The organism is Pseudonocardia lacus, assembly GCF_018531445.1.
Lineage (GTDB): Bacteria > Actinomycetota > Actinomycetes > Mycobacteriales > Pseudonocardiaceae > Pseudonocardia > Pseudonocardia lacus.
In genome coordinates, this window is sequence record NZ_JAHDTH010000463.1 from 1 (window position 1) to 1,252 (window position 1,252).

Consider the following 1,252-nt stretch of genomic DNA (forward strand, 5'->3'; position numbering starts at 1 on the left):
GGCGCGCGCCGCCGGCCGGCGCTCCCGCTGCTGCCGCTGGCCGCGGCCGCGGTGCTGGTGTCCGGCCTGGGCGCCGGCTACGCGCTCTCCCAGTCGGGCGCCGCGACGACCGTGCCCGCGGCGGTGGTCCCGGACGCACCGGCCGCCGAGGCCGTCCCCGGCCCGACCGCGCCCACCATCACCGTCATCGAGGCCGGGGTGGGCACCGACACCGACACCGGCACCGGGCCCGCCGAGACCCGCACCATCGCTCCCGTCAGCCACGGCGGCTCCGGCTCGGCCCGCCCACCGGCCGACCCCACGCCCACGCCCGCGCCGCAGGACGTCGCGGATGCCCCGGACGCCCCGGAAACCCCGTCGGCGACACCCGCAGCCGGGCCCGCCGCCGACCGCGGCGAGGCCCCCACCCCACCGGCCGATCCCGCCCCCGCCGACGAGACCGCCCCCGCCGACGACGAGGCCGCCGAGCCCGACGAGCCCGGCCCCGGCGCGGGCGCGGGCGAGGAGGCGGACAGCGGCAACTCCGGCAAGGGCAACAACAACGGCAAGGGCAACAGCGGCAAGGGCAACAGCGCGAAGAGTTGACCCCGGGTACCTGGCGGGGATCCGCCACCGCGGCGCGGCGCGTCCCCTCCGGCTCCGTGATAGGCCGGACGGGACACCGAGGAGGCCGCGATGGACGAGGGTCACGAGGACTCGACGCCGCACGGGCGCCAGGAGATCGACGCCGAGCCGGTCGCGGGGCGCAGCCTCGCCGACGCGCTGCTCGAAGGCCCTCTGGCCACCGACGACGTCGTCGAGTTGGGGGCCGAACTGGCCGACGCCCTGGCCCGCATCCACGACCGCGGCGGCGTGCACGGTGGCGTCGAGCCGGCCGGCGTCCTGTTCGCCGACGACGGCCTGCCCCACCTGGCCGACGTCGGCAGCGCGCACCTCGCCGACTCCGCCGCCTACATGGCCCCGGAACAGGTGCGAGGCGAGGACGTCGGGGCACCGGCCGACGTCTACTCGCTCGGGCTGGTGCTGCTGGAGGCGCTGACCGGGCGGCGCGAGTACCCGGGACCGACGGCCGAGGCGGCCGTGGCCCGGGTGCGCCGACCCCCGCGCGTGCCCGCCGGTCTCCCGGCGAGCATCGCCGGCGCGCTGGGCGCGATGACCGCGACCGATCCCGCCGCCCGACCGACCGCGGCCGAGGTCGTGGCGATGCTGCAGGCCCCGACGCTCGTGCTGCCGGCCCGGCGCCGGCCGGTGC

Annotated in this window: 1 protein-coding gene and 1 pseudogene; both read left to right on the forward strand. The window is 79.3% G+C overall.

Features of this window, described 5'->3' with window-relative positions:
* A pseudogene (locus KIK08_RS41405) lies at positions 1-585 on the forward strand (hypothetical protein); the annotation flags it as partial.
* Positions 586-675: 90 nt separating this feature from the next.
* Positions 676-1,252: protein kinase domain-containing protein (locus KIK08_RS39090; protein ID WP_214408341.1), on the forward strand; the 577-nt coding region annotated here is incomplete at its 3' end.